Origin of the sequence: Microbacterium sp. (genome assembly GCF_031180975.1) — a bacterium.
In the GTDB taxonomy this organism is placed as follows: Bacteria; Actinomycetota; Actinomycetes; order Actinomycetales; family Microbacteriaceae; genus Microbacterium.
The window spans coordinates 238,330-251,821 of sequence record NZ_JAPSLI010000002.1; the positions used below are offsets into that span (position 1 = coordinate 238,330).

The following is a 13,492-nucleotide window of genomic DNA, read 5'->3' on the forward strand; positions in this document are numbered from 1 at the left end:
ATCGTCACACTCGGGGGCGCGGTGTAACCGGGCCGCAACATACGGCGCGATCATCCGAAACGCACCGGGAACACACTGAGTCTCACTTCTTCCCGAAAGTGAGGTTCGACATGGATGCTCCAGGCAACATCTCCTGGGCCGTGACCGCAACGGCGCTCGTTCTGCTGATGACGCCGGGCGTGGCGTTCTTCTACGGCGGGCTGGTGAAGGCCAAGAGCGTCATCAGCATGATGATGATGAGCTTCGGCTCGATCGGTCTGATCGCCGTGCTGTGGATCCTCTACGGCTTCTCCATGAGCTCGGTCGACGAACCAGGGCAGTTCGCCGGCAACCCGTTCGCGGACTTCGGTCTCGCGACCGCCGCGACGGGCGAGGGCGCGAACGTGGCACTGCTCGGTATCGCCTACGGCGCCACCTTCGCCATCATCACCGTGGCGCTCATCTCGGGCGCGATCGCGGACCGCGCCCGCTTCGGCCCCTGGCTGATCTACGTCGGCATCTTCGGCACCCTCGGCTACTTCCCGATCGCGGCATGGGTGTGGGGCGGCGGCTGGATCATGAACCTGGGCTCGATGCTGTTCGGCGAGGACAGCGGCATCGCCGTCATCGACTACGCCGGCGGCCTCGCCGTGCACACCACCGCCGGCGCCGCCGCCCTCGCCCTCGCCATCGTGCTCGGCAAGCGCATCGGGTTCCAGAAGGGCATCCAGAAGCCGCACAACGTGCCGCTCACCCTGCTCGGCGCGTCGCTGCTGTGGTTCGGTTGGTTCGGGTTCAACGCCGGCGCCGAGTGGCTGTCCGAGGACATGGGCAAGGTCGGTCTGATCGCCATCAACACGCTCGGCGCGACCGCGGCCGCCATCCTCGGCTGGATCCTCGTCGAGAAGCTCAAGGAGGGCAAGGCGACGTCGATCGGTGCCGCCTCCGGTGCTGTCGCGGGTCTCGTGGCGATCACCCCGGCGTGCGCCAACCTGACCCCGGGCTGGGCACTGCTGCTCGGTGCGCTGTCCGGCATCGCCTGCGCCCTGGCGGTCGAGCTGAAGTTCCGGCTCGGTTTCGACGACTCGCTCGATGTCGTCGGCATCCACCTGGTCGGCGGTCTGCTCGGCACCCTGTACCTGGGCTTCTTCGCCACCGGACAGGGTCTGTTCACCGGCGGCGACGTGCGTCTGCTGGCCCTGCAGGCGATCGCTGGTCTGGGTGTGCTGGTGTATGCCTTCGTCACCTCGCTGGTGATCGGCCTGGTGATCGAGAAGACGATCGGCTTCCGGGTCACCAGTGAGGACGAGATCGCAGGCGTCGATCTGGTGGTCCACGGCGAAGAGGGTTACGTCCTCACCGAGGCGTGATCACCCCGCTAGGGTGGGCAGGTGACCTCCTCGAAGAGCATCCTGGCCACCCTGGCGGGCATCCTCGTCAAGGCGCTGTCGCGGGAGTCGCGAGCCGAGCCGGTCGAGCCGCGACGTCCCCATGCGACGCTCCGGCCCGACGGCGTCGGCTCGCTTCCTCATGCGCGGGATGCCGGACGCGAGGGCGGAACCGCCACGGTGCGCATCGATCCGGAGAGCGTGCCGGATCTGGCCGTCGGGTATTCGCCGTCGCGCAATCGGCTGCCGGATTCCGGCGAGGTGATCTGGACGTGGGTGCCCTACGAGGAGAACGACGGCCGCGGCAAGGACCGTCCGGTGCTCGTGATCGGGCGCCAGACCGACGACCGGGTGTACGCGGTTCGCATGACCAGCCGGTCGCGGGACGGCGACCGGGACTACGTGCCCATAGGCTCTGGCGACTGGGACTCCCGCGGCAGGGAGTCGTGGGTGGACATCGAGCAGCTGTACAGCGTGCACGCCGACGGCATGCGTCGCGAGGCGGCGGTGCTGGACGCCGGACGGTACGGGCGCGTCGCGGAGGCGCTCATCGCTCGGTACGGGTGGGCGCGGGCCTAGACTGCGCGGCGAAGAACCCCATCAATGCGGCGGCGAGCTCCTGCGGCGCCTCCTCCGCGATGTGGTGGCCGCAGTCGATCCCGAATCCTGAGACATCCGCCGCCCAGCGGTTCCAGACGGCCAGCGGGTCGCCGTGCAGGCGCACGAGGTCGTCGCGCAGCGACCACAGGATCAGCACCGGCATGGTGAGCAGTCGCCCGCGTGCCACGTCGTCGTGCTCGTGCGCGCGGTCGACCGTGAGACCGGCGCGATAGTCCTCGAGCATGGCGCGCACGACTGAGGGCGTGCGCACAGCCCGCATGAGCTCGGCGTGGTTCTCCTCGCCCATGCTCACCGGATCCGCTTTCGGTGCGTACCAGGCCGAAGGATCCGCCATGATCACCCGCTCGGGGATCTCGGGCTGGGCGAAGAAGAACCAATGCCACCACGCGGTGGCGAACTCCGCATCGGCGCGGCGGAGATGCTCGGAGATCGGCAGGCTGTCGATCAGGACGACCCGCTCGACGACATCCGGATGATCCAGCGCGAGTCGCAGCGCGACGTAGCTTCCGCGGTCGTGGCCGACGAGCCTGATCTTCTGGTAGCCGAGGCGATGCGCCACCTGCAGCATGTCGCCGGCCATGGCCCGCTTCGAGTGAGCGGAGTGGTCCTGCGACGGCGCGGGGCCCCGCGAGCGGCCGTACCCGCGCAGGTCGGGGCAGATGACGGCGTGACCGGCGTCCGCGAGCAGCGCGGCCACCCGGTGCCACGTCGCGGAGGTGCGCGGATGTCCGTGCAGCAGCATGACGGGTGTTCCAGCTCCTCGACGGTGCCGGACGAAGATGCGGGCATCGGTCGTGTCGATCTCGACGCAGGTGAAGCCGTCGAACATCACCTGCGGAGCTCCTCGCTGAGCCATCGCGCGTACAGCCGCCACGGTTCGCCGGCCTCGCGCAGGACGCCGATGTGCGCCTCGAGCTCGGGGGTGAGGGTGAACCACTCGCCGCCCTCGCGGACATCGGCGAACTGCCGGTGCCGCCGCTGCTCGACACGACGGTCGCCGGGTTCGAAGGCGAGAAGCTCGTCGTGGCGGATGCCGGTCAGCCGCCGCCGCGGTCGCCAGCTGGTGCCGATCTTCACGCGTCGGTCGTAGCGGAGGTAGTAGACGACATGGACCCGGGGGAGCGGGAGGTCGTAGTCGGGCACGTCGCCGTAGCGCCAGCCGCAGTCGCCGCAGAGCCACGCACCGCTTGCGCGCGTGCCCACGCTGCAGCCGCACAGGGTGCACGGGCCGGGCAGCGTGGCGGTGGTCGTCATCCCCTGAACCCTACGCCGAGGGGCGGACACGGAGAAGCCCCCGGAGGGCGGCCTCCGGAGGCTTCGGTGGTGGGCGATACCGGACTCGAACCGATGACCTCTTCCGTGTGAAGGAAGCGCGCTACCAACTGCGCCAATCGCCCGTGTGGAGTTGTGTGCGTCCCCGCACAGATCAAGAGCATACCCGATCCGCAGGCGCCGTCAGGACTCGGGCGGCGGTCCGGGCGTGGCGTCCCGGCGGACACGCCCGGATGCGCGGCGCGGTTTGGCGATGCGCTGAACCTGAGCTAATGTATTTGAAGTGCCCGGGACACCGGGAACGAAATGCGGATGTAGCGCAGTTGGTAGCGCATCACCTTGCCAAGGTGAGGGTCGCGAGTTCGAGTCTCGTCATCCGCTCGAGTGCAGGAGCCCCTTCGGGGTTTCCGCATGTGGGTTCGAATCCACCTCGCGGTGGCGTGGCCGAGAGGCTAGGCACCGGCCTGCAAAGCCGTTTACACGGGTTCGAATCCCGTCGCCACCTCACGGCACAACTGAATAGCCTTTAGGCGCGATTGGCGCAGCGGTAGCGCGCTTCCCTGACACGGAAGAGGTCACTGGTTCGATCCCAGTATCGCGCACCACCCGAAACCCCCGGCCACGCCGGGGGTTTCTTCGTCTGCGCCGGGTGCGAACGGCGTCACGACCGGCCGGCGCCTCGCCGTCGGCGACGCGCGCCGGCGACGAGCGCCGCGACCGGAAGCAGCCACGGGACCGCCACGATGAACGGATCCATCCACGTGTGCCGGAGATCGACGCGGCCTCGGCCGAGGCGCGAGCCGATCGGACGGTGCCGCGGCTCGCTCAGCGCACCGGTCTGCGTCACCGGATTGTCCGGGCGACCCGTCGCGAACGAGCGGAGGTGCGCGCCGACGGATTCCACACGGTCGGCGAGGATCAGCAGCAACCAGTGCCGCGCCTGCCCCTCACTGAACCGCCGATAGGCGATCCGCCGCACCGCGCCAGCGACACCGCGCAACGGCTGCGCGGAGCCGAACACCGGCGTCAGCCGCGAGTGCTCGATCGAACGCTCCCTGTCGGGATGCCCCCGTTGCTGCTCCGGCAGCTCCCAGTGCGCCCCGGTCGGTCCGTAATCCTCCCGCTCCTGCCAGGTGCGACGGTGCTTCTCCGGGAGGTCGGCACCCCACCCGGGAATCCGCTCCCGAAGCTCCTCCGCGGACGGTGTGAGATCGGGCTTTCGTGCGTCGTACGGCATCCGGTCATCCCTCTCCGACGATGACGACCGGTTTGATGCAGTCGTCGAGCTTGGATGAGAACACGTGATAAGCCTCGGCGATCTCGCCGAGGCGGAATCGGTGCGTGAGCAGGTCGCCCGGTCGCACATGCCCGGCTCGGATGTGCTCGAGCAGGCGGGGCCACTGCCGCTTGACCGGCGCCTGGTTCGCGCGGATGCTGAGTCCCTTGTTCATGGCGTCGCCGAGCCGCACCGCGGACGGCATCGGACCGTACGCGCCGATCACGGCCACCCGCCCGCCCTTGCGCACCGCGTCGATCGCCCAGTTCACCGCGACGGGCGACCCGCCCTGCATCTTGAACTTGGCGGCCAGCACGTGCTGCACCAGCACGCCATCCGCCTCGGCGCCGACGGCGTCGATCGCCACGTCGGCGCCGAGCCCGCCGGTCATCCGCTTCAGCGCGAGCACGATGTCGCGATGGCTGCGCATATCGACGGTCTCCGCGTAGGCGAACGTCCTGGCCTTCTCGAGTCGGTAGTCGAGGTGGTCGACCACGATCACCCGCCCCGCGCCCAGGAACCAGGCTGAGCGCGCGGCGGCCAGCCCGACCGGTCCGGCGCCGAAGACCACTACCGTGTCGAGTTCGGCGATCTCGCCCAGCTGGGCCCCGAAGTAGCCGGTCGAGAACGCATCGGTGAGCAGCAGCGCGTCGTCGTCGCTCAGCCAGTCGGGGATGACCATCGGACCGACATCGGCGAACGGCACCCGCACCCGCTCCGCCTGGCCTCCGTCGAACCCGCCGGTGGAGTGCGAGTAGCCGTAGATGCCGCCGATGGCCGTCGCATTCGGATTGACGTTGTGGCAGTTCGAGAACAGGCCGCGACTGCAGAAGAAGCACGAACCGCACGAGATGTTGAACGGCACCATGACGCGGTCGCCGGGGGAGAGGCCCTGCACCGACGGCCCGACGTCCTCCACGACCCCGACGATCTCGTGACCGAAGGTGTGACCGATCCGGGTGTCGGGCATCATTCCGTGGTACAGGTGCAGATCGGACCCGCAGATGCCGGCACGCACCACCCGCACGATCGCGTCGTTGGGATGCTCGATGCGCGGATCCGGCTTGTCCGCCACATCGATCTTGTAGGGGCCCCGATAGACCATGGCGCGCATGCGTCGTCCCTCCGGTTCGCGGTATGCGGATGAGCCATCTCACCCCGCGGAAGGACTCCCGGACAGGGGCCTTCCCCTGGGCGACACGGCCTGGCACAATCCGGGCCCACCGGCCGACGGCATCCGCCCGGCATCGCTGCCACCGCCGAAGCCCGCGCGTCAAGGCCCTCTGCCACAGCCCTCGCGGCTCGGTAGCGTCAGGGAACAGCCGGTGCACCGCACCTGCGTAGGAAAGGAACGATCATGAACATCCTCTTGATCATCGTCGCCGTCGTCGCGATCATCCTCGCGATCACCGGCGGAATGGTGGAGGCCCTGCAGTTCCTGCTGTGGATCGGTCTGGTGCTGCTCGCCCTGGCCGTCATCGCATGGCTGATCAGGGCGGTATCCGGCCGCAACACCAGCGTCTGACGCGAGACTTCGGCATCCCGGGGCCGAACGGATGCCGATGAGATGAGACCCCGCCGCGCTCCGTGCCTTGTCGAGCGCGCCGGGGTCTCGTCGTGTCGGCGGCAGGGCGGGGAACGGATGCCGACAGCGGCGGCGTAGACTCATGGGATGGAATCCGTGTCGAACCCTCTCGTGACGTCTGTCACCGGTCTGGGCACGCGAACGCCGGGCGCCTGAGCGGGCAGGGCGCCGCGCGCGCCCGAAGCTGAGATGCCGCAATTCCATCGTCTATCTGGAGAATCCCCGTGTCAGACATCGCCCAGCCTGCCGCAGAAACCCGCGACGGCTTCGCCCTGTTCACCGATCGTTCCGTCGTCGCCATGCGGGTGAACGGCGTGCTGAAGGATCTCGCCGCGACGATCACCGATGGTGACGAGGTCGAGCCGGTCACCATCGACAGCAAGGACGGCCTGGACATCCTGCGCCACTCCACGGCGCACGTGCTCGCCCAGGCCGTGCAGCGCATCAAGCCGCAGGCGAATCTGGGGATCGGACCCCCGATCACCGACGGCTTCTACTACGACTTCGGCGTGGACACCCCGTTCACCCCCGAGGACCTCAAGGCCATCTCGAAGGAGATGCAGCGGATCATCCGCGAGGGTCAACGCTTCGTGCGTCGCGTCGTCACCGACGAGGAGGCGCGCGAGGAGCTCTCCGGTGAGCCGTTCAAGCTCGAGCTGATCGGCCTGAAGGGGCCGTCGGCCGGCAGTGCCGCCGAGGGCGCCTCGGTCGAGGTCGGCGAGGGCGAGCTGACCATCTACGACAACGTCGCCAAGGACGGCGAGGTGGCCTGGAAGGACCTCTGCCGCGGCCCGCACCTGCCGAACACCCGCATGATCGGCAACGGCTGGGATCTCACCCGTGTGGCGGCGGCGTACTGGCGCGGCAGCGAGAAGAACCCGCAGCTGCAGCGCATCTACGGCACCGCCTGGCCCTCCAAGGACGAGCTGCGCGCCTACCAGCAGCGCCTGGAGGAGGCCGCCAAGCGCGACCACCGGCGCCTGGGTGCCGAGATGGACCTGTTCTCGTTCCCCGACGAAGTCGGCCCCGGGCTTGCGGTGTTCCACCCCCGCGGCGGCATCGTGCGGTACGAGATCGAGCGCTACATGCGCGAGCAGCTGCTCGCGCACGATTACGAGATGGTGAACTCGCCGCACATCACCAAGGGCGACCTGTTCATCACCAGCGGTCACATGCAGACCTACGCCGAGGGCATGTATCCGGCGATGCACCTCGACGAGATCGTGGACGACGAGGGCAACGTCACCAGGCAGGGCCAGGACTACTACCTGAAGCCGATGAACTGCCCGTTCCACAACCTGATCTTCCGCTCGCGAGGGCGCAGCTACCGTGAGCTTCCGCTGCGTCTGGCGGAGTTCGGCACCGTGTACCGCTACGAGAAGAGCGGCACCCTGTCTGGCCTCACCCGGGTGCGCGGACTGACCCAGGACGACGCGCACATCTACGTCGCCCAGGACCAGGTCGAGGAGGAGCTGACCCGCAACCTCGAGTTCGTGCTGCAGGTACTGCGCGACTACGGCCTGAACGACTTCTATCTCGAGCTGTCGACCAAGGACGACAGCAAGGACAAGTTCCTCGGCGAGGACGAGCAGTGGGAGGTCGCCACCGACACCCTACGCCGTGTCGCCGAGGCATCCGGTCTGGACCTGGTGGCAGATCCTGGCGGGGCGGCGTTCTACGGCCCGAAGATCTCGGTGCAGGCGCGTGACGCCATCGGCCGCACCTGGCAGATGTCCACCATCCAGCTCGACTTCAATCAGCCGGAGCGCTTCGAGCTCGAGTACACCGGGCCGGACGGGCTGAAGCACCGGCCGGTGATGATCCACCGCGCCCTGTTCGGGTCGATCGAACGGTTCTTCGCGATCCTGCTCGAGCACTACGCCGGGGACTTCCCGCTGTGGCTCGCCCCCGCCCAGGTCGTCGGCGTGCCGGTGGCGGAGGAGTACGCGCGCTACCTGGACGAGGTGGTCGGGCAGCTGCGCGCCGCCGGCATCCGGGCCGAGGTCGACCACTCCGACGACAGGATGCAGAAGAAGATCCGCAACCACACCACCGCCAAGGTGCCACTCCTGCTCATCGCGGGGGAGCAGGACCGCGCGGCCGGCACGGTGTCGTTCCGGTTCCGTGACGGTTCGCAGGAGAACGGCGTGCCGATCGCGACCGCCATCGAACGGATCCGAGCGGCCGTCGCGTCGCACGCCCGGGTGCTCACCGCTGAGGATCTCGCGTGACGGACGCGTCGACGGGCTCAGGGCTCCACACGGGGCTGGAGGACGGCGGACACCTCGCCGGTGTGCCGGACGAGTTCCAGCGGCTGTGGACGCCGCACCGGATGGCGTACATCCAGGCGGGGCGCGAACCGCTGCGTGAGGAGTGCCCGTTCTGCGAGGCTCCGAAGTACGACGACGAGGAGCGCCTCATCGTCGCGCGCGGCGAGACGGCCTTCGTGCTGCTGAACCTGTTCCCGTACAACTCCGGCCACCTGCTGGTGTGTCCGTACCGCCACATCGCCACCTACGATCAGGCGACACCGGAGGAGGTCGCCGAGATCGGAGCCCTCACGCAGACGGGCATGCGGGTGCTGCGCGACGTGTCGCGCTGCGACGGGTTCAACCTGGGGATGAACCAGGGCGCCATCGCGGGCGCCGGCGTCGACGCACACCTGCATCAGCACATCGTGCCGCGGTGGTCGTCGGATGCGAACTTCTTCCCGATCATCGCGAAGACGAAGGCATTGCCGCAGCTGCTCGGCGAGGTCCGCGACGCGGTCGCGGAGGCGTGGCCGGCCTGAGTTCGACGCGCCTGGGGCTCAACGACCGGGTGGGGGCGCCATCACCGGTCGTTGAGCGAGCGCAGCGAGACGAACCGCGCCGACCGGATGGCCACCGGGGCTCTTGCGCGGGAGTGCGTTTCGTCTCGTCGCTCCGCTCCTCGCTCAACGACCGCGGGCTTCGACGACCGCGATGGCGCGGGCGTCAGCGGACCTGGCGGGCGGTGAACTGCATGCGCGGGTCGGCGTAGAACTCCTGCGACTCGATCAGCTGCAGCTCGCGCTCACCGGAGTCGAGGGTGGTCTGCAGCAGGTCGAACACGCTCGACACGGTGCGCTCCAGCGCCGTCTTCGCGTCACCGGTGCCGACGTAGTGCGCGGTGAACAGCGCCGCGGTGACGTCGCCGGAGCCGTTCGCCTTCATCGGCAGGTGCGGGGTGGCGACGAGCCACGCACCGCGGTCGTCCACGGCGAGCATCTCGATCGTCCCGTCCTCGCGGTCGGGGCGCTCCACGCTGGTGACGAGCACGGTCGACGGGCCCATGGCCCGCGCGGCGTCCACCGACGCCAGTGTGGAGTCCAGGTCGGCCGGCGTCGTGCCGGTGAGGTAACCGAGTTCGAACTGGTTGGGCGTGATGATGTCGGCGACGGGCACGACCCTGTCGCGCAGCAGGTCGGGGATGGCCGGAGCGACGAAGCACCCGGATTTGGCGTTGCCCATCACCGGGTCGCACGCGTACACGGCATCCGGGTTGGCGGCCTTCACGCGCGCGACGGCGTCGATGATGACGTCCGCGATCCCCTCGCCGCCCTGGTAGCCGCTGAGCACAGCGTCGATCTGCGGCATCACGCCACGCTCCTCGATGCCCGTGATGACCTCCCGCACGTCGGCCGGATCGATCATCGGACCACGCCACGCGCCGTACCCGGTGTGGTTGGAGAAGTTGACCGTGTACACCGGGAGCACCTCGACGCCGATGCGCTGCAGCGGGAAGACGGCCGCCGAGTTGCCGACGTGACCGTGGGCGACGGCGGACTGGATCGAGAGGATCTTCATCCCCCCATCCTCTCACCACGCCCGCGCTGACGAGGATGGCGCGTCAGCGCACGGCATCCGCGAGGTCGTCCGCGAGCTGAGCCGCCTCGGCGTCGGTCAGATCGTGCACCGTGAGTCGCAGATGGCGGGAGGCCGCCGGTGCGTGCTCGAGCAGGAACTCGTCGCCAGTGCGGGCCAGCCACCCGCGCCGCATGAGCCGCTCCGCCGCCGTCCTGGCGTCGATCGGCAGCTCCACCCACAGGCTCAGCCCGTCGGCGGACGGGGTGCGGATGCCGCGCGCGGCGAGTGTCCGCGCGAACGCGGCGTTCCGTTCGGCATAGTGCCGGCCGGCGGCGTCGATGCGCTCGCGCACCCGCCGGTCGGTGAGCTGCGCGTGCGCGAGCCGTTGCAGCAGGTGGCTCACCCAGGTGGTGCCGGGGCTGAGCCGCATCGCAAGCCGCTCGGCCGTGGTGGGGTCGGTGCCGGCGAGGGCGAGGCACATGTCAGGACCGAGGAACTTGGACACGGAGCGCACCAGTGCGTAGCGCCGGTGCTGCGGACCGATCAGGGTCGCGTACGGATGCGGGGAGAGCAGCGAGAAGTGGTCGTCCTCGATGATCAGCACGTACGGGTGATCGGCGAGCACGTCCCGCAGCGCCGCGGCCCGGGCGGGGGACAGGCTGACCCCGGTCGGGTTCTGTGCGCGCGGCGTGCTGATGATCGCCCGCACACCGGCATCCAGCGCCGACCGCAGGCCGTCCACGGTCATGCCCTCGTCGTCCACCGGCACGGCGACCGCCCGGTACCCACCGAGCCGTACGGTGTGGATGCTGGACAGGAAGCAGGGGTCCTCGAGGGCCACCGCGTCGTCGCGCGTCAGCGCCTGCGCCAGCAGCCGTTCGACGGCGTCGACGGCGCCGCTGGTGACCGTGATGCGCAGGTCGTCGCGCGGCAGATCGGCCGTCATCCACTCCCGGGCCCACGCCTCGAGCCCCGCGTCGATCACGGGCTCGCCGTACAGCACCGGCCGTCCGGCGATGCGTGCCACGGCCGCGGTGGGGTCGGGGATGAGCGCCGGGTCGGGGTTTCCCGACCCGATGTCGCGCAACACCGTATCGGCGGCGACGCCCTCCTGCGCCACGCTCTCGGCGCCCGCCACCACCGTGCCCCCGCGACCGCGGGACACCACGAGACCCGCCTGGGCGAGCTGCCGATACGCCGCGACGGCCGTGTTGCGGTTGACGCCGAGGATGCCGGCCAGCTCACGCACGGGAGGAAGCGCGTCGCCCGGTCGCAGCAGTCCGCGCTCCCGCAGACCGCGCACGCTGTCGGCGATCTCGGCCGCCGTGGTCCCGCTGATCCGCATGTCCATCAGGTCGATTCTAGGGTGCTATCTTTTGACATAGGCCAAACCCGTTCTTTGTCACAAGAGGAGTGACCCATGGCAGCCACTGAGCAGACCACCACCGGTTCGCAGCGCGTCAAGCGCGGACTCGCCGAGATGCTGAAGGGCGGGGTCATCATGGACGTGGTCACCGCCGAGCAGGCGAAGATCGCCGAGGACGCCGGTGCCGTCGCCGTCATGGCGCTGGAGCGGGTCCCGGCCGACATCCGTGCGCAGGGCGGCGTGTCGCGCATGAGCGACCCCGACATGATCGACAGCATCATCGACGCGGTGTCCATCCCGGTGATGGCCAAGGCCCGCATCGGCCACTTCGTGGAGGCGCAGGTGCTGCAGGAGCTCGGCGTCGACTACATCGACGAGTCCGAGGTGCTCTCGCCCGCCGACTACGTGAACCACATCGACAAGTGGAACTTCACTGTGCCGTTCGTGTGCGGTGCCACCAACCTCGGCGAGGCGCTGCGCCGCATCAACGAGGGCGCCGCGATGATCCGCTCCAAGGGCGAGGCCGGCACGGGTGACGTCTCCGAGGCGATGAAGCACATCCGCAAGATCCGCGGTGAGATCGCCGCCCTCCAGGCGCTGCCGAAGGACGAGCTGTACGTCGCCGCCAAGGAGCTACAGGCCCCGTACGAACTGGTCGCGGAGATCGCCGAAACCGGCCAGCTGCCCGTCGTGCTGTTCGTCGCGGGCGGCGTCGCGACGCCGGCGGATGCCGCCATGATGATGCAGCTGGGCGCCGACGGCGTGTTCGTCGGCTCGGGCATCTTCAAGTCTGGCGACCCGGTCGCGCGCGCCGCGGCGATCGTCAAGGCCACCACGTTCTACGACGACCCGAAGGTCATCGCCGAGGTGTCCCGCGGACTGGGCGAGGCGATGGTGGGCATCAACGTCGCGGACCTTCCCGCGCCGCACCGGCTGGCCGAGCGTGGCTGGTAACCCACGGGTCGGCGTGCTCGCGCTGCAGGGCGACGTGCGCGAGCACGCCGCCCTGCTCGCGCAGCTGGGCGCCGACGTGGTGGCGGTACGCCGCCCCGAAGAACTCGCGACCGTGTCCGGCCTGGTGATCCCTGGCGGCGAGTCCACGGTGATCGACAAGCTCTCCCGCACCTTCGGGCTGCAGCAGCCGATCCGCCACGAGATCCGCGCCGGAATGCCCGTGCTGGGCACCTGCGCGGGACTGATCATGCTCGCCGACACGGTCCTGGACGCGATCGACGGGCAGCAGACCTTCGGGGGACTGGACGTGGTCGTACGCCGCAACGCCTTCGGGCGCCAGACCGAGTCGTTCGAGGCCGAGCTCGACATGCCGGCCCTCGGCGCGGAGCCGGTCCGTGCCGCGTTCATCCGCGGGCCGGTGGTGGAGTCGGTCGGCGCGGCCGCCACGCCGCTGGGAGCGCTGGAGGACGGGCGGATCGTCGCCGTCGAGCAGGGGCACCTGATCGGCATCAGCTTCCATCCGGAGATCTCCGGCGAGACGCGCTTCCACCGCCGGTTCCTCGACCACGTCGAGGCGCGCCTGAGCGAGCGCACGCTGCTCGTGCCAGCGGCGCGGTGACGCCATGCCGCCGAGCGCCCCGACGAGGTCGCGGAGTCAGTGAGTGGTACAATATTCCCGTACCACTACCGACAAGGAAGCCGTCATGTCCATCAGTGCCAGCGAGGCTCGTAAGACGCTGTTCCCACTGATCGAGCGGATCAACGAGGATCGCGAAGCCGTCGAGATCGTCTCCCGCAAGGGCAACGCCGTGCTCATGCCCGCCGACGAGTACGCCGCCTGGCAGGAGACCGCCTACCTGTTCCGGTCGCCGGCCAACGCCCGGCGGCTGCTCGACGCGTACGACCGCGCGCGGGCCGGGAAGACCGAGACCCACGAGCTCGACCGCGCGGATGAGGACGCCTGAGTGCGGCTGGTCTGGGACCCCTCCGGCTGGGACGACTACACACACTGGCAGACAGCCGACAGAAAGATTCTGAAGCGGATCAACACGCTCATCGACGCCTGCCTCCGCGAGCCCTTCTCGGGCATCGGCAAGCCCGAGCAACTCAAGTACGGAGCACAGGGCTCGTGGTCGCGGCGCATCACCGACGAGCACCGGCTCGTCTACCTCGTCGACGGCGACGACCTCATCATCCTGCAGGCCCGGTATCACTACTGATCGG

At 69.3% G+C, this 13,492-nt stretch carries 15 protein-coding genes and 4 tRNA genes; 12 read left to right on the forward strand and 7 right to left on the reverse strand.

Annotation, left to right across the window (positions count from 1 at the left end; all coding sequences use genetic code 11):
• Positions 1-110: 110 nt before the first annotated feature.
• Together RIF65_RS04115 and RIF65_RS04120 are read left to right on the forward strand one after the other, a co-directional pair.
• Positions 111-1,349 (forward strand): ammonium transporter, encoded by a 1,239-nt coding sequence (locus RIF65_RS04115; RefSeq protein ID WP_309064303.1) that lies wholly within the window; start codon positions 111-113, stop codon positions 1,347-1,349.
• A gap of 21 nt (positions 1,350-1,370) precedes the next feature.
• Positions 1,371-1,946: a type II toxin-antitoxin system PemK/MazF family toxin gene (locus tag RIF65_RS04120; protein ID WP_309064302.1), complete on the forward strand. Its 576-nt coding sequence runs from the start codon at positions 1,371-1,373 to the stop codon at positions 1,944-1,946.
• Here RIF65_RS04120 and RIF65_RS04125 read toward each other — a convergent pair.
• The 3 genes from RIF65_RS04125 to RIF65_RS04135 all read right to left on the reverse strand — a co-directional run bounded on the left by RIF65_RS04125 (position 1,915) and on the right by RIF65_RS04135 (position 3,385).
• Positions 1,915-2,844 carry an alpha/beta fold hydrolase gene (locus RIF65_RS04125; RefSeq protein WP_309082488.1) on the reverse strand — a complete coding sequence of 310 codons (930 nt, stop codon included), beginning with the start codon at positions 2,842-2,844 and terminating at the stop codon, positions 1,915-1,917. The genes RIF65_RS04120 and RIF65_RS04125 overlap by 32 nt on opposite strands.
• Positions 2,817-3,242, reverse strand: a complete 426-nt coding sequence (locus RIF65_RS04130; protein WP_309064301.1) for a GIY-YIG nuclease family protein — start codon at positions 3,240-3,242, stop codon at positions 2,817-2,819. The genes RIF65_RS04125 and RIF65_RS04130 overlap by 28 nt, the downstream gene beginning before the upstream one ends.
• Before the next feature lie 67 nt (positions 3,243-3,309).
• Positions 3,310-3,385, reverse strand: a tRNA-Val gene (locus tag RIF65_RS04135).
• 183 nt (positions 3,386-3,568) lie between these two features.
• Between RIF65_RS04135 and RIF65_RS04140 the strand changes: the two genes are divergently transcribed.
• From RIF65_RS04140 to RIF65_RS04150, 3 genes are all read left to right on the forward strand, one after another.
• Positions 3,569-3,641, forward strand: a tRNA-Gly gene (locus RIF65_RS04140).
• A 53-nt stretch (positions 3,642-3,694) separates the two neighbouring features.
• Positions 3,695-3,765, forward strand: a tRNA-Cys gene (locus RIF65_RS04145).
• 25 nt (positions 3,766-3,790) lie between these two features.
• Positions 3,791-3,865, forward strand: a tRNA-Val gene (locus RIF65_RS04150).
• Between the two features lie 56 nt (positions 3,866-3,921).
• Here the strand turns inward: RIF65_RS04150 and RIF65_RS04155 are convergent.
• Both RIF65_RS04155 and RIF65_RS04160 read right to left on the reverse strand, forming a co-directional pair.
• A complete protein-coding gene (locus tag RIF65_RS04155) occupies positions 3,922-4,497 on the reverse strand; it encodes a hypothetical protein (protein WP_309064300.1) in 576 nt (191 codons plus the stop codon).
• Between the two features lie 4 nt (positions 4,498-4,501).
• A complete protein-coding gene (locus RIF65_RS04160) occupies positions 4,502-5,650 on the reverse strand; it encodes a zinc-dependent alcohol dehydrogenase (protein WP_309064299.1) in 1,149 nt (382 codons plus the stop codon).
• A gap of 243 nt (positions 5,651-5,893) precedes the next feature.
• Between RIF65_RS04160 and RIF65_RS04165 the strand changes: the two genes are divergently transcribed.
• From RIF65_RS04165 to RIF65_RS04175, 3 genes are all read left to right on the forward strand, one after another.
• Complete coding sequence (locus RIF65_RS04165) at positions 5,894-6,061, forward strand: hypothetical protein (protein WP_309064298.1); 168 nt, start codon at positions 5,894-5,896, stop codon at positions 6,059-6,061.
• 359 nt (positions 6,062-6,420) lie between these two features.
• Complete coding sequence (gene thrS / locus RIF65_RS04170; RefSeq protein WP_309064496.1) at positions 6,421-8,352, forward strand: threonine--tRNA ligase; 1,932 nt, start codon at positions 6,421-6,423, stop codon at positions 8,350-8,352.
• A complete protein-coding gene (locus RIF65_RS04175) occupies positions 8,349-8,912 on the forward strand; it encodes an HIT family protein (protein WP_309064297.1) in 564 nt (187 codons plus the stop codon). Before thrS ends, RIF65_RS04175 begins: the two co-directional genes overlap by 4 nt.
• Before the next feature lie 184 nt (positions 8,913-9,096).
• Here RIF65_RS04175 and pdxY read toward each other — a convergent pair whose 3' ends face one another.
• The gene (gene pdxY / locus RIF65_RS04180) at positions 9,097-9,948 is read right to left on the reverse strand and encodes a pyridoxal kinase PdxY (protein ID WP_309064296.1); all 852 of its coding nucleotides are present in this window, start codon (positions 9,946-9,948) and stop codon (positions 9,097-9,099) included.
• Positions 9,949-9,991: 43 nt separating this feature from the next.
• Positions 9,992-11,299 (reverse strand): aminotransferase class I/II-fold pyridoxal phosphate-dependent enzyme, encoded by a 1,308-nt coding sequence (locus RIF65_RS04185; RefSeq protein ID WP_309064295.1) that lies wholly within the window; start codon positions 11,297-11,299, stop codon positions 9,992-9,994.
• A gap of 69 nt (positions 11,300-11,368) precedes the next feature.
• On the opposite strand from RIF65_RS04185, the gene pdxS reads away from it, so the two are divergent.
• The 4 genes from pdxS (at position 11,369) to RIF65_RS04205 (ending at position 13,488) form a co-directional block, all read left to right on the forward strand.
• Positions 11,369-12,268 carry a pyridoxal 5'-phosphate synthase lyase subunit PdxS gene (gene pdxS / locus RIF65_RS04190; RefSeq protein ID WP_309064294.1) on the forward strand — a complete coding sequence of 300 codons (900 nt, stop codon included), beginning with the start codon at positions 11,369-11,371 and terminating at the stop codon, positions 12,266-12,268.
• Positions 12,258-12,887: a pyridoxal 5'-phosphate synthase glutaminase subunit PdxT gene (gene pdxT, locus RIF65_RS04195; protein ID WP_309064293.1), complete on the forward strand. Its 630-nt coding sequence runs from the start codon at positions 12,258-12,260 to the stop codon at positions 12,885-12,887. The genes pdxS and pdxT overlap by 11 nt, the downstream gene beginning before the upstream one ends.
• A gap of 85 nt (positions 12,888-12,972) precedes the next feature.
• Positions 12,973-13,233 carry a type II toxin-antitoxin system Phd/YefM family antitoxin gene (locus tag RIF65_RS04200; protein WP_309064292.1) on the forward strand — a complete coding sequence of 87 codons (261 nt, stop codon included), beginning with the start codon at positions 12,973-12,975 and terminating at the stop codon, positions 13,231-13,233.
• Entirely contained in the window at positions 13,234-13,488 is a 255-nt protein-coding gene (locus tag RIF65_RS04205) for a Txe/YoeB family addiction module toxin (RefSeq protein ID WP_309064291.1), read from the forward strand.
• The last annotated feature ends 4 nt before the right edge of the window (positions 13,489-13,492 follow it).